This window comes from Paraburkholderia sp. BGA-UO-ETr-F12 (assembly GCF_059567945.1).
The window spans coordinates 84,689-101,557 of record NZ_JCAQOZ010000041.1 but is presented as its reverse complement, the minus strand read 5'-3'; the positions used below and the strand labels follow the sequence as shown (position 1 = coordinate 101,557).

Here is a 16,869-nt window from a genome sequence, read left to right as displayed (position 1 = left end):
TAATGGAGTAAGCACTATGGGAACGAACGATTCCGCCTTCTGGCATCCGATGCAGCACCCGGCCGAAATGAAGTCGAAGCAAACCGCGAGCCGATCGACCCGGCTCCGGGCTATGCCAACGCGGTGGCCGAAGTGGCGCGCGCTCACGGCGCACTGAAGCGGCCGATCGGCACGAAGATTATTCTGTCGCCGCCGCTGGTGGTCGAATTGGGGCAGCTCGACGCGCTGGTCGGTGCGCTGGCCGCCGGCTTCGACGAAGTGAAATTTGCATAATTGACTTGGTCAAGTGTTGAGGCGCGCTGCAGAATGCACAGGTGCATTCCAGGTTGGGGCCGCGCGCGATGAAACTGAATCCGTGGAAGTGTCGCGGTTTTTTTGAATCGAACCGCATCCGCCAGCCTGGCATTACATTGCTTCTTCATTGGCAGAACGAGGCGCCGCGAGCCGCGGTCTTCGCCTGCGTCCAGGTTGGCGCCCGTTACGACAGGCCGGGCCGTCATCGCATGAATGTAGCCTGTTCGAAGTAGGCGGGAGGGGACATGGACTTCCGGATCAGCACGCTTGCCGACGTGCACGATCATTCGCTGGCCGTGAGCGGCTGGGAGCAGGTCTATCGTCAGATGACGCCGGGCCGCTTCCAGAGCACGCTCGTGCAGGCGATCTCGAACGACTTTCATTTCTTTCGCGAGACCACCAATCGCCGTGTGGTGCAGCATGGCGTCTCGCCGGCCGGTCTGGCTTCGATCGCGGTGCCTTTGTATGCGCCGCTCGTCGGCACGTTTCAGGGGCGGCGCGTGGAGGGTTACGCGCTGCTGCTGCTCGGCGCGGGCGAGGAGTTTCGCTTCTACACGCCCGAGTCGATGCACTATGCCGGCATCAGTGTCGGCGCCGACATGATGGATGAGTTGCTGGGCGTGATGGTGGGCGAGCACGCCAGCCGTCAGGCAAGAGGCGGTGTACTGGCGCTTTCCGATGAGCAGGGCGTGATGCTGCGTGAGCGGCTCGCACCGTTTCTCGACGCTGCCGAGCGCAATGCGGCCGCGTTTGCGCATCCCGCGGCGACCAAGGTATTCCGCGACGAAATGATCAGTGTGCTTCTTGGCCTGATCGAAAGCGCGACGCAGACGCCGCCGCGAGACCTTACGCACACCACCTATAGCGACATCGTGCGGCGTTGCGAACGCATTCTGCAAGACAACGCCGAACAGCCGATCACCGTGCTCGATCTCTGCCGCGCGCTGCGCTGCAGCCGCCGAACCTTGCAAACGAGTTTCCAACGCGTAGCCAATGTGACGCCTGTCGAATACCTGCGTTCGATCCGGCTCAATGCGGTGCATCGGCTGTTACGTATGACGAGCGCGGAAGAGCTTCTGATCGGCGATGCCGCTTGCCGCTGGGGCTTCACGCATCTCGGCTATTTTGCCCGTGAGTATCGTGACCTGTTCGGCGAATTGCCGTCGCAGACACCGCGCCTGAGCTAACAGCCCGCACGAGCGGGTGGGCCCGCCGGCCCGATGTTCTGTGCGATTCTCCGCGCGGATTTTCACCATGAATGGTTCCCGCTTGCGGACGTGCATGCGCACGTCCCGCCTGATCTTTCACGTTCGCAATCGGCTGTGTGACCAGCGCCTAAGCGTAAACCCCGGTTCGTGCTGCGTTGCCGATTTGTGCTCCCGCTCAGCATTTTTGGTTTTCTACAGTGCGTCAACACTTGCGCTGCGCCCGACTTCGTCGTGACGCGGACGAAGGAAAATCCAGGAGCCAAAACTATGAATGTCGTCGCTGAACCGTCACCGTCCACCGAGTTACGCAAAGGGGCGCTGGGACTGGGCTTCATCATTTTCTTCGTGATCTCGGCGGCCGGGCCGCTGGTCGCGATCGCCGGCGGCTTTCCGATCGGCATCATGCTCGGCAACGGCGCAGGCACACCGGCCTTGCTGATCGCCACCGTGGTGATCCTGCTGATGTTCTCCGCCGGCTATACGGCCATGTCGCGGCACGTGACCAACGCCGGCGGCTTCTATGCGTTCACGGCTCGCGGTCTCGGCGGCACCGCGGGCGGCGCGGCGGCATTGATCGCACTGCTCGGCTACAACACGATGCAGATCGGTTTGTACGGCATGTTCGGCGCGGTGGCCTCGGACTTCCTGCACACCCACTTCAACCTCAATACGCCGTGGTGGATCTGCTCGCTTGCCGCGATGGCCAGCATCGGCGTATTCGGCTACCGGCAAATCGATCTGTCGGCGAAAGTGCTTTCGCTGCTGGTGTTCGGTGAGTACATCGTCGTGTTGATCCTCGATCTGGCGATTCTGAAGAGCGGTGGCGATAGCGGCATCAATGCAGCCTCGTTCACGCCACACGTCTTCATGAGCGGCACGCCCGCGATCGGCTTTCTGTTCTGCTTCGCCAGCTTCATTGGTTTCGAAGCGACCACGATCTATAGCGAAGAGGCGAAAGACCCGCAGCGCACGGTGCCGTTGGCGACTTACATTTCGGTGCTGCTGATCGGCGTGTTCTATGCGTTCTCCGCGTGGTGCATGGTGATTGGCGCGGGCAGCGACAAGATCGTCAAGACGCTCACCGCGTTGAGCGATCCGACCACGTTCCTCTACACGCTCTCCGATCACTATGCCAACAGGACGCTGACGGCGGCGATGAGCGTGCTGTTCATCACCAGCGTGTATGCGGGCCTGCTGGCTTTCCACAACTCGGCGTCGCGCTACTTCTTCGCGACTGGCCGTGAGGGTTTGCTGCCGCAAGCGCTTGGCCGCACGCATCGTGTGCATCTCAGTCCGCATATCGGTTCGCTTGCGCAAACGGCGGTGGCCGCGATCGTGGTGCTGGTGTTCATCGTCGCCCATGCCGATCCGGTTCTGACACTGTTCTCATGGCTCACGAATGTGGCGACGCTTTGCATCATCGCGTTGATGGCGCTTTCGTCGGCGGCCGTGTTCGTGTTCTTCAGACGTACCGGTTGCGACGACGCGGGCGTGATGCGCGTGGGCGTGTTGCCGGTGCTCTCCGGTCTCGCGCTGGCGGTTGTGCTGGTGCTCGCAATCTTGAATTTTCCGCTGCTGACCGGTGCTGGCGCAGGCGTGTCGTACGCATTGACCGCATTGCTGCCGATTTTTACGGTGGCGGGCGTGCTCGCGGCGAAGAAGCTCAAGCAGCGCGACCGTGAAGCGTTTGAGCGGTTAGGGCGCTCAAGGTTGTAAAGCGTTCCGTAACGGCTTTGCGACAACAAGACTTGCTTCGAGCTTAAAAAGACATCGTGGAAATGGAGATCAAATGAGCTTTCGTACCATCCTTGCAGCAACGTTCGTAGGCGGCGCGTGTGCCGTCGTGATGCCGCCCGTGTACGCGGCGGACGCGGCTCTCCCGGCGTCCGCATCGGCTGGCGCGGTTGCTGCGCCCGGCGTGCGTCCCAATGTGCTGCTGATCGTCGCCGACGATGTCGGACGCTCGGACCTCGGCGCATTCGGCAGCGAAATTGCCACGCCGAATCTCGATGCACTGGTGGCGCACGGCCGCCTGCTCGACACGATGTATGTCGCACCGACCTGTTCACCGACCCGCTCGATGCTGTTGTCCGGGATGGACAATCACCTCGCCGGCGTCGGCAATATGGCGGAGATGATCACGCCGCATCTGACGCCCGAAGAGGTCAACCATCCCGGCTACGAGGGCGGCCTGAATCAGCGGGTGGCGGCCTTGCCGGAAATCATGAAAGACGCCGGCTACTGGACCGTGATGGCCGGCAAATGGCATCTGGGCGGCAGCGACGGCATGCGCCCGGATCAGCGCGGCTTCGAACGCTCCTATGCGTTGATGAACGGCGGCGCCTCGCACTTCAGGCAGAAAGTGATGACGATCACATCGGATGCGCCGGAGCCGACCTATCGCGAGAACGGCAAGAAGATCGACTTGCCTGCCGACTTCTATTCATCGCGGACGTACACCGACAAGCTGATTGCCTATCTGCAGGATTCGCAGCGTGGCGGCAAGCCGTTCTTTGCGTATGCAGCCTATACGGCGGCGCATTTGCCGCTGCAAGCCCCTGACGACGAATTGCAGAAAGTGCGCGGCGACTACGACGTCGGCTACGACGTGATCGCGCAGCGCCGGATCGACAAGATGAAGCGCCTCGGTCTCGTGCCGAGCGACGCGAAGCCGGCACCACTGCCCGAAGGCACAAAACCGTGGAGCGCCTTGAGCGCCGACGAGAAAGCACGTTCGGCCCGCACGATGGAAGCCTACGCGGCGTTGGTGGCCGATCTCGACCGCAACGTCGGCCGCCTGATCGACTACCTGAAAGCGAGCGGTCAATACGACAACACGCTGATCGTATTCCTGTCGGACAACGGACCGGAAGGCAACAAATGGGACGAGGACAGCGGCAACGCCAAATGGATCGCGCAGACCTTCGACAACTCGCTCGACAACATCGGTCGCGCCAATTCGTTCGTGTTCGAGGGACCGGCGTGGGGGCAGGTGAGCGCACAGCCATTCCGCCTCTTCAAGGCCTACACCAATGAAGGCGGAATCCGTTCGCCGGCCTTCGTCTCGTTTCCTGGACATGTTCAACCGGGCAAGAGCGAACAGGTGCTCACGGTCAAGGATCTGACGCCGACTATCCTCGACTTCGCCAATATCCAGCAGCCTGGTATCGAGTTCCACGGCCACACCGTGCTGCCAATGCAGGGCATGTCGATGAAACCCTATCTGACCGGCGAGCGTAAGCGCGTGCATGTGGACGACTATGTGTACGGTATGGAGCTGATGGGACGTAACGCGCTGCGCAAGGGCAACTGGAAGCTGGTCTACTCCTACGACGAGGCTAAGGGCCACTGGCAACTGTACGACCTCGCGCACGACCGCGCCGAACTGCACGATCTCTCCGCGAAGCGTCCTGAAGTCCTCGAGCAGATGCTGACCGAGTGGGCGCAATACGTGCAGCAGAACAACGTTGTCGAGACGTGGCGCGATACGTCTTACCCACGCATGGATTACTGAGGAGTGCGGGCATGAACATGCACATCCGGAAATCGACCGTGCGATATGGGCTGGCGTTGGTGTGCGTCGTGCTCGCTCGGGCGGCGCTGGCGGCCACTGTGACGGCCGGCGCGGCGCCGCAAGCCGTGCCGCTCGGCAACCTGCAGGCGTGCAAGGCGTTCAGCGGTTTGCCGCCGGCATCGTCGGAAAGCGATCAGGTACGTGTGCCGGGCGGCAGCTTCGTGATGGGTTCCGACGGCGATTATCCGGAAGAAGCACCGGCCCGGCGGGTCAAAGTGGGCAGCTTCATGATCGATCGCTACGACGTGACGAACGCGGAGTTTGCCCGCTTCGTTGCGGCGACGGGTTATAAGACGCTCGCCGAACGCGGACTCGATCCGAAACGCTATCCATCGTTGCCGGCGGAGATGACGCGGCCCGGCTCGACGGTTTTTCTGCCGCCCAGGGACCTGCTGGTCGGTGCGATGCAGTGGTGGCATTTCGTGCCCGGCGCCGACTGGCGGCATCCCACCGGGCCCGGCAGTTCAATCGACGGACTTGGCAATCATCCGGTCGTACATATCGCCTATGAAGATGCGCTGGCCTACGCGAAGTGGCGTGGCCGCGATCTGCCGACCGAAGCGGAGTACGAGTACGCGGCGCATGGCGGCACCTCGACCGCCTATCCGTGGGGCGACACCTTCGCGATCCGCTCGAAGATGATGGCCAACACCTGGCAGGGCGCGTTCCCGTTTCAGAACACCGCGAAAGACGGCTTCGTGTCGACTTCACCGGTCGGTTGCTTTCCGGCCAACGGTTATGGGCTATACGACATGGTCGGCAATGTCTGGCAGTGGGTGAAGGACCCGTGGCAGCAGAACCATGCGCAACAGGTGAGCGAGCCGCCGCCGAACCCGAACGTCGATCTCGAAGACGCGCTGGTGGCGAAGGCACGCAGCACGGACCTCGGCACGATCAAAGGCGGCTCATTTCTCTGTTCGCCGATCTATTGCAAACGCTATCGGCCGAGCGCGCGCCATGCGCAGGACGTGACGATGGGCACCAATCACATCGGCTTTCGTACGGTGCTGAGACTGCCCGGGTCATAAACGCGTCGGCGTGAGCGCCGGCCAAAAAAACTAAACAACTGGATCTGGAGAGTACTTTTGAAATCACGAGAAAAAACCGTGAGGATGACGCTCGTCGCTGCGTCCTGTGCATGGCTTGCCGGCGGGCCTCTCGCCGCTCATGCGCAAAGCAGTGTGACCCTGAGCGGCATTATCGATGCGGGCATCCTCTACGCGAACAATAGCGGAGGGCATTCCGACTGGTCGACGACGAGCGGGCAGTTGACGGCGTCGCGCTGGATCATGACTGGCAGCGAAGATCTGGGTGGCGGATCGCACGCAATTTTCCGCTTGATGAGCCCGTTCAATGTCCAGAACGGACACGGCACGGGTCGCGCGTTCAATGTCGCGTACGTGGGTCTCGCCGACGATCGTTTCGGCACGGTGACGGTGGGCCGGCAGTGGGACACGACGATCGACACGGTCTCAGGTTTCGCGACCAACGAAACATGGGCCGGCTATATCGGCGCCCATGTCGGCGATGCGGACAACACCAATGCGAGCTTCAAGGTTAGCAACGCCGTTAAATACGCGAGTCCGCAATTCGCCGGGCTGAGTTTCGGTGCGACCTATGGCTTCAGCAATCAGGCAGCGGCCTCGGACGGTTCGTCGGGCTTTGCGAACAATCGCCTGATGAGCGCCGGCGCCGCTTACACACGTGGACCGTTTGCGGCAGGCCTCGGCTTTCTGCAGGCGGACCGGCCCGAAGCGCAACCTGCCGGCGCATTGGGCGCGCCGGGTGCCGGCGTGTACGACGACTATGAGAATACGTTTTCTGGCAGCATCGCCAGTACAGCGGGGGTGAAACGGCAGCGTATCTGGCTTGCCGGCGCTTCGTACCGGTTCTTCGGTGCGCTCACATTGGGTGGTATGTACTCGAAAACGCAGTACCGTTATCTGGACGCGACCGCGTTGACGCTCGATAACTACGAGGCGAATCTGACGTGGCAGATCACGCCGGCCTGGCAAACCGGTGTGGCCTACATCCGGACCAATGGGCGCTACTCGGGCAGTGGTACGGGCGATGCGCAGCCAGGCTGGGATCAGATCAACCTCGGCACGGAGTACGCGATATCCAGGCGTACGACGCTCTATCTGATTGGCGTTGCGCAACAGGGGCGTCACGCGGTGGCGCAGATCTATGGCGTGTCGCCATCGAGTACGCGGCGGCAACTGGTGGTGACCTCAGGCATCCAGCATCTGTTCTGAACCGATGAGGACGGCACGGCGGTGCTGTTGCGCGCCGTGCCGGTGATTCGCTGATCCTCACCAGCCTTGAAAACGCCGCCATTCGACGCTTTCGCCGTCCGCCGAAACCGCGTGATACTCGGGGAACTGTGCGCCGGTCGCGCAGGCGTGATTCGGCAGGATGCGCAGTTTCATGCCGATCGGAAAGCGCTCCGCGATGTCGTCGGCCGGTGCGCCTTCTTTCGATGACGACAGAATTCCGTGTTCCTGATTGGCGCCGCTCACGACATAGCCGTCAAGCGGGGTGCCGTTCAGCAGACAGGGTTGGCCGTAGCCGAAATCATGAGCTTGCTTCGAGGTGCCGCGGTCGCGGCTCATCGCCATCCAGCCGGCGTCGAGAATTGCCCAGCCTTTATCCGCCTGATGCCCGATCACGGTGGCGAGCACGCTGAGCGCGATATCTTCGAGCGCGCATACGCCGACGTTGTGCATGACCAGATCGAAGAAGACATAGACGCCCGCTCGCACCTCGGTCACGCCATCCAGTTGCGCGGCGGCGAGCGCTGTGGGCGTTGAGCCGACGCTGACGGCCGGGCACGGAATGCCCGCGTCGCGCAACCGTTGCGCCGCGCGTACACAGCCGGCGCGTTCCTGTTCCGCAAGCGCGGTGAGCGCCTGCGGTGTATGAAGCTCGTAGCTGGAGCCCGCGTGAGTCATCACACCGCCTACGGTGACGCCGTTCTCATGCAGAATGCGGCCGACTTCGAGCAGCGTGTCCTGTTCCGGCGTGATACCGGAGCGGTGCCCGTCCGTGTCCACCTCGATCCAGACCTCGAAGGTTTCACCGTGTTGATCTGAAAATGCTGCGACGGCCGCGGCGGCGGTCGGGTTGTCCACCACCAGCTTCAAATCGCAACCCTGGCGGCGTAACGCCAGCGCGCGCGGCAGTTTGGAGGGGGCAATGCTGACCGCGTAAAGGATATCGCTGACGCCGGCCGCGAAGAAAGCCTCGGCCTCTTTCAGGGTCGAGACCGTAATGCCGCGCGCCCCGGCGGCGATCTGCGCGCGGACCACGTCGATGCATTTGGTGGTCTTGACGTGCGGGCGGAATGTCACGCCCAGCGTGTTCATATGAGCCTGCATTCGCGCGATGTTCTTCTGCATCCGGGGGATGTCGATCAGTGCGGCGGGGGTGTCGATATGGTCGAATTTCATGTTTTCACCGGGAAGCAGGGTGGCTTGAAGTTAAGCCGAACTGGTTGAGCCATGGGACCAGTGCGTCGAGCGTCGGGGATTCCACCTCGGGCGGCTGTGCGCCGGTCACGAGCGGCAATCCCACGCGGTTATGCCAGTAGGTCCGCAGGCCGACCGCGGCCGTGCCGAACATGTCGTAGCTGGAGCCCGCTACGAACGCGGCTTCATGGGCGCCGACGCCGAGCTTGTCCAGCGCGAGCCGGTAAGGCAACGGATCCGGCTTGTACATACCGGCTTCTTCCGCTGTGACGACGGCATCCCAGTGAATCGGGAAAATCTCCGCAGCCTGGGAGCCGAGACGGATGGAGCAGTTGGTGACAATCGCCAGTTTGCAATGCGGTTTGAGCGCATGCAACGTATCGACGGCGCTGCTCCAAGGGGCGAGCTTCAACCAGTTGGCTTCGAGCGCGATTGCCGCGGATTCCGGTAAGCCCACTTCCACGGCGGCTTCGCGCACCAGTTGTTCATACGCGATGTATTGGCCGCAGCCGTAAGTCCGGCGCAAATAAGCCGCGCGCCACGCACGGGCCGCCGCTTCGGAGTCCGCGGCGTGATTCCATGACGTCCACGAATCGAGCAGGGCGGTCAGGAGATCGAAGAGGACCGCCTTGGGATAGGCGGTGGAGGGCGATAAGGAGGTCATGATTTAACCGGCGAGGAACGGTGAGCCGATTATAGAGTTCCGATACGTGCGCGGCATTCAGCGAGGCTAACTCTCAAATTCAGTTTCAATGAATTTACCGCACTTGATTATCTATCTTCGCCACGGCGGCAACGGCCTGAATCGGCCCTGTAAATACTGCATGAAATGCCGCGTACGTGCCGGCAAGCCGGCTCGCTGATGCGTGAGCGCGATGACGTTGGCGTCAGGCGCCTTCCAGCCTGGCAGCAGGCGCACGAGCCTTCCCTTCGCGAGGTCGTCGGCCACGTCCCATTCGGAACGCAGGATGACCCCCCGGCCTTCGCATGCCCATTGGCGGATCACGTCGCCGTCATTGCAGCTCAGATGCGAAGAAACGCGCACGCTGCGCCGCGTGCGGCCCTTGCTGAACTGCCATAGCGAGACATCTTCGTTGTTCTCGCGCAGCACGATGCACGGCAGCTTGCTCAGTTCCTCCGGCGACTCCAACTGACTGAAGCGCTTGACCAGCGCCGGCGCGGCGCAGAGGAAACGCGCATTCGGTGCAATCGTATAGCCGACCAGATTGGATACCGGCAATTCGCCGATATGCACGACGACGTCGAAGCGGTCCATCGTCTCGGTCAGCGGCTGGTCGGACAGCGTGAGCGCAACGTCGATATCCGGGTTCTGCTGCTGGAATTCGGCAATGGCGGGCGCCAGGTGGCGCCGTCCGAATCCCAGCGGCGCGTTGATCTTCAGCGTGCCGATCAGACCGCCCCGACGGGTCTGAAAGTCTTCGAACAGCGAGTCAAATTGCCGGACCAGTTCAGCGCCGCGTTCGCATAGAAGCGTGCCTTCTTCCGTGAACTGCAAGCGGCGCGCCGTGCGGTTCACCAACTGGGCGCCCAGCTTCTTCTCCAGTTGCTGCAGGCGTTGGGTCACCGCCGAGGGTGACAGTCCCAGTTTTCGCGCCGCGGCGATCAGGCTGCCGCTTTCGCGGATGGTCAGCAGAAACCGGATATCGGCCGAGTCGTTCATGGTGGAAATTTTAGGGGCCTCGGCCGTTTTCGCAACGTTATCAATGTTTAGCCGCCGCTCGAAGGGCGCGCATAACTCGATACATAGTCGTACTCCTGCGTGTTTACATGAGTGACCCGGTACTCGACCGGCTGTTCATTGTACGAATACGCGACACGCTCGACTTCCAGAACGGGCGCGCCCGAAGCGAGTTCGAGCAGCCCGCTCTCGAGCTCGCTCGCCTGTCCGACGCGCACCCGCTCATCCGTACTCACCACGTTGATGCCGAACGCGTCCTGATAGAAGTTGTAAAGCGTGTTGGGACGGTTGCGCAGCGCGGCTTCCGTGAGGTCGGGGAAGCGCGCCTGCGGCACCACGATGTTCTCGACGATTACGACCGCGCCGTGCAGCGCGAGCTGATTCGTGAACTGAAAGACCGGCGCCCCCTCGCTGATGTTCAGCCGCGCCGCGACTTTTTGCGTGGCTTTCGTTTTACGGAAGTTGACGAGGCTCACGGTGGGGTAGGTCTTGTCGCCGTCGTTGCGCACGATGCGAAAGAAGCGGAAGAAATGCCGGTCGCGCTGATGCATCGCAACGAAGGTGCCAAGGCCCTGGTGCCGGATCAGTATGTTCTCGGCGCACAGTTCGTCGATCGCCTTGCGCAGCGTGCCGATCGAAACGCCGAAGCGTTCCGCGAGACGTTTTTCCGCCGGAATCGCCTCGCCACCCTTCCACTCGTGCGCCGCCAGCGCCGCCAGCAGCGCGTTCTTGACTTCCTTGTACCGCGTGCCGCCAACGGCGGCCGGCGTCTCCGTCATGGTGCTCATGGTTCTCCCTGAATTCTTCTGAAGCGCATTGACGCGATTTTACGGCAATAAGTCACTCATGTAACACATATAGATGATCTAGTTGACATGGATGAATTTGACGCCTAGGATGAATCAACACAAACGCAGCGGCGACTTCTGAAGCGCCGCCCGGCACGCACCGGCCACTAATTGAACTCAACCAGGAGACGCAGATGAGTCAGGCAGCAGCAGAAACGCATGGCGCCGCGAACACGGCGGCGAAGACGGGCGAACGCAAGACGATCCACATCGTGCTGCACGAGGCTAAAGACACGGTGGGTGTGGCGGTTGTCGAAGGGATTCAGGCAGGCACGCAACTGAACGCGTGGATCATGGACGAGGACGAGATCGTGACGGTGGCCGCGAAACAGGACATTCCAATCGGCCACAAGGTGGCGCTCAAGGACATGGCGGTGGGCGACACGGTGTTCAAGTACGGCGTGGATATCGGCAAGGTGGTGGCGCCGATCAGCGCGGGCGAGCACGCCCATGTGCACAACATCAAGACGAAACGCTGGTAAGCCGCGCGCCTCCCAGGCAGTCGAAAAACATTTCGCTTCCCCATATCGAGAGAGACACCATGAGCGTCATTGAACTGGATACGACTTTCCGCGGCTATCGCCGCAGCAACGGCCGCGTCGGCGTACGCAATCACGTGATCATCCTGCCGGTCGACGATCTGTCGAACGCGGCGGCGCAGGCGGTCGAGAACAACATCAAGGGCACAATGGCGCTGCCGCATCCGTATGGCCGTTTGCAGTTCGGCGCGGACCTCGATCTGCACTTTCGCACGCTGATCGGCGCGGGCAGCAACCCGAACGTCGCTGCGGTCGTCGTGATCGGCATCGAGGAAGGCTGGACCAAGCGCGTGGTCGACGGTATCGCGGCATCGGGCAAGCCGGTCATGGGCTTCGGCATCGAACTGCACGGCGACCACGACACGATCATGCGGGCGTCGAAAGCGGCGAAGGAAATGGTGCAATATGCGACCGCGCTGGAGCGCGAGGAATGCCCGATCAGCGAGCTGTGGGTGTCGACCAAATGCGGCGAATCGGACACCACCTCCGGCTGCGGCGCGAATCCCACCGTCGGTAACGCGTTCGACAAGCTGTACGGCTTCGGCACCACGCTCGTGTTCGGCGAGACGTCCGAGCTGACGGGCGGCGAGCAGATCGTCGCCGCGCGCTGCGCGAACGACGGCGTGCGCGAGCGCTTCCAGTTCATGTTCGATCGCTACCAGGACATGATCAATCGCTGGAAGACCGACGACCTGTCGGAGTCGCAGCCCACCAAGGGCAACATCGCGGGCGGCCTCACGACCATCGAAGAAAAGGCGCTCGGCAACATCCAGAAAATCGGCAAGAAGTGCATGGTCGACGGCGTGCTCGACAAGGCCGAAATTCCGACGCATCCGGGTCTGTGGTTCATGGATTCGTCGTCGGCCGCAGCCGAGATGGTCACGCTGTGCGCGGCATCGGGTTTCGCGGTTCACTTTTTCCCGACGGGACAAGGCAACGTGATCGGCAATGCGATCGTGCCGGTCATCAAGATCTGCGCGAATCCACGCACCGTGCGCACGATGAGTGAGCATATCGACGTGGACGTATCCGGCATTCTGCAGCGCGAGCAGAACCTCGACCAGTCCGGCGACCGCCTGCTCGAATGCATGCTTGCCACGGCGAACGGTCGCTGGACCTCGGCGGAAACGCTTGGCCACCGCGAGTTCGTGCTGACACGGCTGTTCGAAAGCGCCTGATCCGCCGCAGGCGCAAACGCACCGCAGCACCGCCGCAGCACAGCAGCACTAGCAGCACCGCAGCACCGATAGAAGCAGCAGGGCAAAACGAAGTCCCCGTCCGGTGCGCGCCGGCACGACACCGCTCGGCGAAGCGGGCGTGCCGCACGGCGCGCCCGTCTATCTTCTGGCAGCAGCGAGTGGAGGAGACACCATCTTGCGCGTGCTCAAGCATCTCTATGTGCAGGTCCTGATCGGACTTGCGGCCGGCATTCTCGTCGGCCATTTCGCGCCGTCGCTCGGCGTTCAGTTCAAGCCGCTCGGCGACACGTTTATCCGCCTGATCAAGATGTTGATCACGCTGCTGATCTTCTGCACGGTGTCGGTCGGCATCGCGCGCATGGAGAACCTGAAGCAGGTCGGGCGTGTGGGCTTCAAGACGATTCTCTATTTCGAGGTGGTGACGACGATTGCGCTCGTCATCGGCCTCGCGGTCGCGAACGTCGTGCATCCGGGCGCGGGGCTCAACGTCGATCCGGCAACGCTCGATGCGAGCGGCGTTTCGCGCTTCGTGAGCGAGGCACATACGCAGTCGCAGTCGAGTTTCCTCGATCAGATCGTGCCGAACTCGGTGGTCGGCGCGTTCGCTCGCGGTGATCTGCTGCAAGTACTGCTGTTTTCGGTGCTGTTCGGGATCGCGTTGTCGATCATGTCGGGGCGCAGCCGGATTCTTCAGCGCGGCATCGAACAGTTCGGCGACGTGCTGATGCGGATCGTCGAGATGATCATGCGGCTCGCGCCGCTCGGCGCCTTCGGCGCGATCGCATTCACGGTCGGCAAGTACGGCATCGGGAGTCTGCAGCAGCTCGGCCTGCTGATCCTGTGCTTCTACATCACGAGCATCCTGTTCGTCGCGATCGTGCTGGGTACGGCATGTCGGTGGGCGGGCGTAGGTCTCTGGCCGCTGCTCAGATACCTGCGCGAAGAACTGCTGATCGTACTCGGCACGTCGACCACCGAATCCGTGCTGCCGCGCCTGATGGAGAAACTCGAACGGCTCGGCTGCCCGAAGTCGGTCGTCGGACTCGTGCTGCCAACCGGCTATTCTTTCAACCTCGACGGCGCCGCGATCTACCTCACGATGACTTCGCTGTTCATCGCACAGGCGACCAACACGCACCTCACGCTGATGCAGCAGATCGGACTGCTTGCGATCCTGATGCTGACGTCGAAGGGTGGGGCGGGCGTCGCGGGTGCGGCGCTCGTTGCGCTGACGGCGACACTTTCAACGCACCAGATCATTCCGGTGGCGGGCATCACGCTGATCATCGGCATCGACCGCGTGCTGAACGAAGTGCGCGCGATCGTGAACATGATCGGCAATGCGGTGGCGACGCTAGTGGTCGCGCGCTGGGAAGGGGTGTTCGATGTCGAAACGGCGCGTGCCGTGCTTGCGTCGCCGCGCAGCGCAGCGTTACAGGAAAAGACGAACGAAGTGGACGGCGGGATGATGCCGCTGTCTTCGCGTCAGACGATGCGCGAGGGTCACAAATGAGCGATCCGGGTCTGCGCTACGTTGCGGCTGACGAACTGGGCGAACTGGCTCGCGCGGCCCTGCTCGGAGCGGGCGCGACGCCTGCGACCGCCGACGCTACGGCGCGCGCGCTCGTTTATGCCGACGCGCGCGGGCTCGCTTCGCACGGTGTCGCACGCCTGCCGATGTACCTTGCGCAACTGCGCAACGGCCGGGTCGATCCGGCGGCGCTGCCGGCCATCGTACGGGACAAGGGCGCGGCTTTTCTGATCGATGCCGCCGACGGCCTCGCGTTCGCGGCCTGCGAGCTGGCGATCGCAACCGGTATCGAGCGGGCGCGACAGTTCGGAACGGCGGCGGCGAGCATTGTGCGCAGCCATCATTTTGGCGCAGGGGCGTATCACCTCGAAACGGTCGGGGCGGCCGGGCTCGTCGGACTCGCCTTCAGCAATGCGCCTGCTTCGATGCCGGCCTGGGGCGGCAAGAAACCGCTCTTCGGCACGAACCCGATCGCGGCCGTGTTTCCTCGTTCGAAGGGTCGGCCGCTCACCATCGACCTGTCGCTATCGCAAGTGGCGCGCGGCAAGATCATGGTTGCGGCGCGCGATGGCAAGCCGATCCCGCATGGCTGGGCGACAACCGCGGACGGCCAGCCGACGACCGATGCGCAGGCCGCGCTCGACGGCATGATGCTGCCGTTCGGCGGCGCCAAAGGGGCGATGCTCGCGCTGATGGTCGAACTGTTGGCTGCCGCGTTATCGGGCGCGCAATTCGGCGCTGAAGCGGGATCGTTTCTCACCGCCGAGGGTGCGCGTTCGCGCGTCGGGCATCTGTTCTGGATCATCGATCCAGCGGCGCTCGCGGGCACCGCGATATACGAGGCGCGGCTCGAGACGCTGATCGACCTGATGCTCACGGACGACGGCGTCCGTCTGCCGGGCTACCGGCGAGACGAGGTGGCCGAAGCTGCCGCGCGCGACGGCATTGGCCTGCCGGCGACGCTGCTTGCGCAACTGGAGGTGTTTGCGGCAGCCGCAGGGTAAACTGGCGCTTCCGTGACGAAGCCGACAGTCTGACCCGCATGCCGAACGATCCCGCTTCCCAGTCAGCCGAAGACCCGCAACACAGTGTCCTGTGGCACAGCGCCCTGAAACAGGGGATATTTCTGCACACAGGCTGGCGTAGCGCCGGGACGTGGATCTGGTCGCGCCTGCGCGCGCTCGATTCCGTGACGGGGTTCTATGAGCCGTTCAGCAACGTGCTCGCCGATCTGAGCCTCGCGGACGTTTCTGCGTCCCGTCCCACGCTGACGTCTGGACACCCCCCGTTAGCCGCACCGTATTTCGAAGAATACCGGCCGTTTCTGCAAGAGGGCGCGCGCGGCGTAGCCGGATACCGCAAGCGCTTCGGCACCGATCGCTTCTCACCTGAGCCGGACGCGGAATTCCCCGCGTTGCAGGCTTATTTGACCCATCTGTGCGAGCGCACGGCCGGGCAAGGCAGCGTACCTGTCTTCAAGTTTTGCCGCTCGTCGGGCCGGCTGCCGTGGCTCAAGCGCGCCTTCCCTCAAGCGATGCATGCCGTGGTGGTGCGCAACCCCGCCTCGCAGTTTGCCTCGGGGTGGCTGCTCAATCAGCAATGGAGCAATCCGTTCTTCGTCGCCGCACCGTTTCGCGTGCTGGGTCTGAATCGGTCGGAGCCCCTGGTCCGGCGGGCCATCGAGATCTGCGGTGTAAGTTTGCCGCCAGTCGCGCCGGGTTCGGACGACGCTTACGCGATGGCATGCGAGCAATATGCACGCACAGCGGAGGGCAACAACGCGTATCGGGCGTTCGTCGCGTTATGGATTCTCTGCGCGTTGCGGATGGCGGACGGCGTCGATCTGATGATCGACATCGACCGTCTCGGACAGTCGCGCGACTATGCAGCCGGGCTGCGCGCCGCGTTTCTGGCGCAGAGCGGCCTGTCGCCCGACTTCAGCAGCGCGCGCGATCTGGTCGAGGAAACGCGTCGCAGCGCGGCACGTATGGCCGGGATCGACGGCCGGTCGATGCGGGCGGTTCATTCTGCGGCGCTGAAATTCCTCAAGGCGCAGGGCGTGGCGGACGCCGACTTTGTCGAACTCATCCGGCAGAAGATGGTGCTCGCCAATGAACTGACCGAGCAGTGGCACTGAAGGCCCGCAAGGAACGCGGCGATCCGGAGCGCCGCGTTCCTTGCACAAGCTGATGGCGCCGTCCCGCACGGGGCGCCTTCTCTTTCTCCCCTGCATAAGCCCCGTTTCGTCTGCCTCGCCGACTCCATCGGCCAATACAGTTGCCGCGCAAAAAACAATACAGTGAGGCGCGGTTTTATTGTGCTGTATCGGGAATATGACCGGCGCCGTCGATACAGTTGGCGGGTCTTGATGGCGCCTGCCGATGCGCGCGGGGACCGTCCCAAGCTACGTTCCCGGCATGCCGCCGCTCGCGAAGCCGCGCGACGTCGCCTGATCTTTTTGCTTTGGCCCAGTGGTCCGCGCTTGCGGCCTTTCCCGAACACGAGGTAAC

14 protein-coding genes and 1 pseudogene are annotated in these 16,869 nt (G+C 62.8%); 11 read left to right on the top strand and 4 right to left on the bottom strand.

Annotation, left to right across the window (positions count from 1 at the left end):
• Positions 1-75: 75 nt before the first annotated feature.
• The 6 genes and pseudogenes from AC57B6_RS18555 to AC57B6_RS18530 form a co-directional block, all read left to right on the top strand.
• Positions 76-273, top strand: a pseudogene (locus AC57B6_RS18555) (aspartate aminotransferase family protein); the annotation flags it as partial.
• A 266-nt stretch (positions 274-539) separates the two neighbouring features.
• A complete protein-coding gene (locus tag AC57B6_RS18550; RefSeq protein WP_216752005.1) occupies positions 540-1,481 on the top strand; it encodes a helix-turn-helix domain-containing protein in 942 nt (313 codons plus the stop codon).
• A gap of 288 nt (positions 1,482-1,769) precedes the next feature.
• A complete protein-coding gene (locus AC57B6_RS18545; RefSeq protein ID WP_216752006.1) occupies positions 1,770-3,218 on the top strand; it encodes an APC family permease in 1,449 nt (482 codons plus the stop codon).
• A 73-nt stretch (positions 3,219-3,291) separates the two neighbouring features.
• Positions 3,292-5,016 (top strand): arylsulfatase, encoded by a 1,725-nt coding sequence (locus AC57B6_RS18540; protein ID WP_496421849.1) that lies wholly within the window; start codon positions 3,292-3,294, stop codon positions 5,014-5,016.
• Between the two features lie 11 nt (positions 5,017-5,027).
• Positions 5,028-6,104, top strand: a complete 1,077-nt coding sequence (locus tag AC57B6_RS18535; RefSeq protein WP_496421848.1) for a formylglycine-generating enzyme family protein — start codon at positions 5,028-5,030, stop codon at positions 6,102-6,104.
• A gap of 57 nt (positions 6,105-6,161) precedes the next feature.
• On the top strand, positions 6,162-7,331 hold the full coding sequence (locus AC57B6_RS18530; RefSeq protein ID WP_496421847.1) for a porin: 1,170 nt from the start codon (positions 6,162-6,164) through the stop codon (positions 7,329-7,331).
• Positions 7,332-7,388: 57 nt separating this feature from the next.
• On the opposite strand, the gene AC57B6_RS18525 is transcribed toward AC57B6_RS18530, so the two are convergent.
• From AC57B6_RS18525 to AC57B6_RS18510, 4 genes are all read right to left on the bottom strand, one after another.
• Entirely contained in the window at positions 7,389-8,525 is a 1,137-nt protein-coding gene (locus AC57B6_RS18525; RefSeq protein WP_028200042.1) for a DSD1 family PLP-dependent enzyme, read from the bottom strand.
• A 4-nt stretch (positions 8,526-8,529) separates the two neighbouring features.
• Positions 8,530-9,207 carry an HAD family hydrolase gene (locus AC57B6_RS18520; protein WP_496421846.1) on the bottom strand — a complete coding sequence of 226 codons (678 nt, stop codon included), beginning with the start codon at positions 9,205-9,207 and terminating at the stop codon, positions 8,530-8,532.
• Between the two features lie 111 nt (positions 9,208-9,318).
• Complete coding sequence (locus AC57B6_RS18515) at positions 9,319-10,224, bottom strand: LysR family transcriptional regulator (RefSeq protein ID WP_406868643.1); 906 nt, start codon at positions 10,222-10,224, stop codon at positions 9,319-9,321.
• A gap of 47 nt (positions 10,225-10,271) precedes the next feature.
• Entirely contained in the window at positions 10,272-11,030 is a 759-nt protein-coding gene (locus AC57B6_RS18510; protein ID WP_028200039.1) for a GntR family transcriptional regulator, read from the bottom strand.
• 272 nt (positions 11,031-11,302) lie between these two features.
• Here AC57B6_RS18510 and AC57B6_RS18505 point away from each other — a divergent pair, with 272 nt between their 5' ends.
• From AC57B6_RS18505 to AC57B6_RS18485, 5 genes are all read left to right on the top strand, one after another.
• Positions 11,303-11,572, top strand: coding sequence for a UxaA family hydrolase (locus AC57B6_RS18505; protein ID WP_028200038.1), 270 nt, complete (start codon positions 11,303-11,305; stop codon positions 11,570-11,572).
• Positions 11,573-11,631: 59 nt separating this feature from the next.
• On the top strand, positions 11,632-12,807 hold the full coding sequence (locus tag AC57B6_RS18500) for a UxaA family hydrolase (protein ID WP_030103512.1): 1,176 nt from the start codon (positions 11,632-11,634) through the stop codon (positions 12,805-12,807).
• A gap of 196 nt (positions 12,808-13,003) precedes the next feature.
• Positions 13,004-14,341 (top strand): C4-dicarboxylate transporter DctA, encoded by a 1,338-nt coding sequence (gene dctA, locus AC57B6_RS18495; RefSeq protein ID WP_454808555.1) that lies wholly within the window; start codon positions 13,004-13,006, stop codon positions 14,339-14,341.
• Positions 14,338-15,363: an Ldh family oxidoreductase gene (locus AC57B6_RS18490; protein ID WP_474632014.1), complete on the top strand. Its 1,026-nt coding sequence runs from the start codon at positions 14,338-14,340 to the stop codon at positions 15,361-15,363. The genes dctA and AC57B6_RS18490 overlap by 4 nt, the downstream gene beginning before the upstream one ends.
• Before the next feature lie 38 nt (positions 15,364-15,401).
• Positions 15,402-16,496: a hypothetical protein gene (locus tag AC57B6_RS18485; protein WP_491563972.1), complete on the top strand. Its 1,095-nt coding sequence runs from the start codon at positions 15,402-15,404 to the stop codon at positions 16,494-16,496.
• Positions 16,497-16,869 lie beyond the last annotated feature (373 nt).